The 4,072-nt window shown below is 49.7% G+C and carries 3 protein-coding genes; 2 read left to right on the top strand and 1 reads right to left on the bottom strand.

Annotated elements, in window-relative coordinates; all coding sequences use genetic code 11:
* A partial coding sequence (locus tag ACTHSQ_RS11085) for a YadA family autotransporter adhesin (protein WP_440375953.1) occupies positions 1–1,908 on the top strand: 1,908 nt, incomplete at its 5' end.
* 238 nt (positions 1,909–2,146) lie between these two features.
* On the opposite strand, the gene dusA is transcribed toward ACTHSQ_RS11085, so the two are convergent.
* Complete coding sequence (dusA, locus tag ACTHSQ_RS11080; protein ID WP_440371997.1) at positions 2,147–3,151, bottom strand: tRNA dihydrouridine(20/20a) synthase DusA; 1,005 nt, start codon at positions 3,149–3,151, stop codon at positions 2,147–2,149.
* 216 nt (positions 3,152–3,367) lie between these two features.
* Between dusA and ACTHSQ_RS11075 the strand changes: the two genes are divergently transcribed.
* Positions 3,368–3,988, top strand: a complete 621-nt coding sequence (locus tag ACTHSQ_RS11075; protein ID WP_070749740.1) for an L-threonylcarbamoyladenylate synthase — start codon at positions 3,368–3,370, stop codon at positions 3,986–3,988.
* Positions 3,989–4,072 lie beyond the last annotated feature (84 nt).

The raw sequence follows: 4,072 nt of genomic DNA, 5'->3' as shown, positions 1-4,072 counted from the left end.
ACTGGTGCAACTGGTGCTAAAGGTGATACCGGTGCTAAAGGCGATACCGGTGCAACTGGTGCTAAAGGTGATACCGGTGCTACTGGTGCAACTGGTGCTAAAGGCGATACCGGTGCCAAAGGTGATACCGGTGCAACTGGTGCAACTGGTGCAACTGGTGCAACTGGTGCTAAAGGTGATACCGGTGCTAAAGGCGATACCGGTGCTAAAGGCGATACCGGCGCAACCGGCGACAAAGGTGAAAAAGGTGACACCGGCGTAACCGGCGCAACTGGTGCTAAAGGCGATACCGGTGCAACTGGTGCAACTGGTGCAACTGGTGCAACTGGTGCAACTGGTGCAACTGGTGCAACTGGTGCAACTGGTGCTAAAGGCGATACTGGTGCAACTGGTGCTAAAGGCGATACTGGTGCAACTGGTGCTAAAGGCGATACCGGTGCTACCGGTGCTACTGGTGCTACCGGCGCAACTGGTGCTACTGGCGCTACTGGCGCTACTGGCGCAACCGGTGCTACTGGTGCTACTGGTGCTAAAGGTGATACCGGCGCAACTGGCGCTACCGGCGCAACTGGTGCAACTGGTGCTAAAGGTGATACCGGTGCTAAAGGCGATACCGGTGCAACTGGTGCTAAAGGTGATACCGGTGCAACTGGTGCAACTGGTGCTAAAGGCGATACCGGTGCCAAAGGTGATACCGGTGCAACTGGTGCAACTGGTGCAACTGGTGCAACTGGTGCTAAAGGTGATACCGGTGCTAAAGGCGATACCGGTGCTAAAGGCGATACCGGCGCAACCGGCGACAAAGGTGAAAAAGGTGACACCGGCGTAACCGGCGCAACTGGTGCTAAAGGCGATACCGGTGCAACTGGTGCAACTGGTGCAACTGGTGCAACTGGTGCTAAAGGCGATACTGGTGCAACTGGTGCTAAAGGCGATACTGGTGCAACTGGTGCTAAAGGCGATACTGGTGCAACTGGTGCTAAAGGCGATACCGGTGCTACCGGTGCTACTGGTGCTACCGGCGCAACTGGTGCTACTGGCGCTACTGGCGCTACTGGCGCAACCGGTGCTACTGGCGCTACTGGTGCTACTGGCGCTACTGGCGCAACCGGTGCTAAAGGTGATACCGGTGAAAACGGTAAGTCTGCTGAAGGTAAAGTTGAGCGTGATGAAGCTAAAGGTACTTCTACCATTACTATCAACAACTTCGATAAAGACGGTAAAGTCATCTCTACTACTACTGCAACCGTGAAAGACGGTAAAGACGGTAAAGATGCTGATGGCACCTTCGGTCTGGTTGACGAGACTGGTACTACTGACGGCTCTATCTCCAAAAAACTGAATAACACTATTCAGATTAAAGGTGATGCGGGTACTAAAGTTCAAGTATTCGACAAAGCAACCGGTAAGACTTCAGAGAAAGAAGTTCAAAACATCTTCGTTAAGAAAGACGGCGATGCGCTGAAAGCCAGCTTGAACCCTGATCTGACCGTTAACAGTGTTACTACTAATGAACTGAAGGCAGGTCCTGTAACCATCAACAAAGATGGTATCGATGCCGGCAACACTACTATTAAAAATGTTGCTCCAGGTAAGAACGGTACCGATGCGGTTAACGTTGACCAGCTGAACCAAAAATTCGGCGATGTGAACAGCAGTGTGAACAAGGTTGACAACAACGCCCGCGCAGGTGTGGCTCAAGCTCTGGCTACTGCCGGTCTGCCACAAGCTTACTTGCCAGGTAAGAGCATGCTGGCTATCGGTGGCAGTCACTACCGCGGTGAAACCGGTTACGCTGTCGGCCTCTCTAGCATTTCCGATGGTGGTCACTGGATCATCAAAGGTACTGCTTCCGGCAACTCACGTGGTCACTTCGGTGCTACCGTAGCAGTTGGTTACCAATGGTAATCTGACTTTCAGACGGCCTGAAAAGGCCGTCTGAAAAGACGAAGCAAAGTAAATGCGGCCTAATTTAGGCCGCATTTTTTTATGCTTAGATTATGTGTTGGTTTTATTCGATGAATTAATCGTTATAGTAGCTAAAGAGAAATGAATATATCTTTAGCAATCTGTTGCAATGTAAAAGGCCGTCTGAAACATCATTTGATGTTTCAGACGGCCTTTCATTTATTCACACTATACGCCATTAATCCCAAATATTTGCGCGTTCTACTTCTTTCCATGCGTCTAGAATCAGGCTGCCGTCGTTGTCTTTTAGCAAGGTGGCATCTGAGAGCATACGGCGCCAAGTGCGGGCATTTTTTAGGCCGTGCATTAAGCCTAGTGCATGGCGGACGATATGGCGTAGGATGGTACCGCGCCCTGAGGCGATTTGTTCGCGGCTGTATGCGTATAGCCAAGCTGCTAAATCTGCGTATTGGATTGGTGCGTGTGTGTTGTTGTAAAACAGTGCATCCCAATCGCGCATCAGCATCGGATTGTGATAAGCCTCGCGCCCGATCATGACGCCGTCGACAAATTTCAGATGTTCGGCGATTTCTTCATTGGTGGTGATGCCGCCGTTAATCAAAATTTCTAAGTCGGGGAACTCTTGTTTCAAACGGTAGACGTATTCATATTTGAGTGGCGGAACTTCACGGTTTTCTTTCGGGGATAAACCGTCCAGCCAAGCATTACGCGCATGGACGATAAATGTGCGGCAGGCTGTTTTTTCACGAAGCGTGCCTACAAAATCTGCCACGACTTGATATTCTGTTTGTCTATCTACGCCGATGCGGTGTTTGACTGTTACCGGAATTTCAACTGCATCCTGCATCGCGTTCAAACAATCTGCCACCAAATCTACATCATTCATCAGGCAAGCGCCGAAAGCGCCTTTTTGTACGCGTGGGCTGGGGCAGCCGCAATTTAGGTTGACTTCATTATAGCCATATGTCTCAGCCGCTTTGGCAGCGATTGCCAAGTCATGCGGATCTGAGCCGCCAAGCTGTAAAGCGACCGGTTGCTCGCCTTCGTTGAAACTCAAGAAGCGGTCTTTATCTCCGTAAACCACCGCGCCTGAATTGACCATTTCGCTATAAAGCCAAGCATTGCGTGTAATTTGTCGCGCCATAAAGCGATAGTGTCTGTCTGTCCAATCAAGCATGGGTGCGACAGACAAGCGGCGGGAAGGTAGGGAAGAGGCAGACATTGAGATGACTTTCAAACAAAATAACGCATTATATAGCGTATTAAATTGACTTTCGATATCGGCCGGTAAATCAAAATGATATATAAGGTATCACTGGGTGCAGCTGTGTTGTAGCTGAGGCTAAATCCATTCATTGTGGTGGAAATCCAATATTCAGACGGCCAAATAAGTTTTAAAATGTCAAACAACAAACCATTAGAATGATAAGGAAAAAACATGGCACAATTTTTCGCCATCCATCCCGATAATCCCCAAGACCGCCTCATCAAGCAAGCCGCCGATATTGTCCGCAGTGGCGGTGTTATCGTTTACCCTACGGATTCCTGCTATGCGCTTGGCTGCAAACTCGGCGACAAAAACGCGATGGAGCGCATTCTCACGATTCGCAAAATCGATCAAAAACACCATCTGACCCTGATGTGTGCCGATTTGAGCGAATTGGGTACTTACGCCAAAGTAGATAATGCCCAATTCCGCCAGCTTAAAGCAGCTACGCCCGGCAGCTACACCTTTATCCTGCAGGCAACCAAAGAAGTACCGAATCGCACGCTTCACCCCAAACGCAAAACCATCGGCCTGCGTGTTCCCAATAACGCCACCGCCTTGGCACTTTTGCAAGAATTGGGCGAACCTATTTTAAGTTGCACCCTCATGCTGCCTGAAGACGACGAGCCATTGACCGATCCATACGAAATCCGAGACCGTCTTGAGCATGCTGTTGATTTGGTTATTGATGGCGGCTGGTGCGGTACTGAGCCGACAACGGTTATTGATATGACCGATGGTACTGAGCTGATTCGTCAAGGCAAGGGCGATATTGCCGTATTTGGCTTGTAAAACCATTTGTAGAAACTAGTAGCGTTGTTTACAGTATTTCCAGGAGAATACTGAAACATGAACATGCACAAAAACACCCGTCTC

Source organism: Neisseria sp. P0009.S008 (assembly GCF_051958615.1).
GTDB classification, from domain to species: Bacteria; Pseudomonadota; Gammaproteobacteria; order Burkholderiales; family Neisseriaceae; genus Neisseria; species Neisseria subflava.
This window is presented reverse-complemented; position numbering and strand designations above follow the sequence as displayed.